The organism is Corallococcus caeni, assembly GCF_036245865.1.
Lineage (GTDB): Bacteria > Myxococcota > Myxococcia > Myxococcales > Myxococcaceae > Corallococcus > Corallococcus caeni.
Window position 1 is genome coordinate 1 of record NZ_BTTW01000132.1, and the last position, 258, is coordinate 258.

The following is a 258-nucleotide window of genomic DNA, read 5'->3' on the forward strand; positions in this document are numbered from 1 at the left end:
CTGCGACTTCCAGGTAACTTGTGGAGCTGATCGGGTTCGAACCGACGACATCCAGCTTGCAAAGCTGGCGCTCTCCCAGCTGAGCTACAGCCCCGACTCTCGCGTCGGCTTTCCCATTCGCGTCCCTTCAATGAGGGAGAATGGTGGGCCTAGGTGGACTTGAACCACCGACCTCGCGCTTATCAGGCGCGCGCTCTAGCCAGCTGAGCTATAGGCCCAGGGGGGCTAAAGCATCGGCGAACCCTACAGCGTCCTTCA

At 60.5% G+C, this 258-nt stretch carries 2 tRNA genes; both read right to left on the minus strand.

Features of this window, described 5'->3' with window-relative positions:
- Positions 1-21: 21 nt before the first annotated feature.
- Positions 22-94: transfer RNA gene (locus tag AABA78_RS39135), tRNA-Ala, on the minus strand.
- Positions 95-141: 47 nt separating this feature from the next.
- Positions 142-218 (minus strand) — tRNA-Ile (locus tag AABA78_RS39140).
- Positions 219-258: the final 40 nt, after the last annotated feature.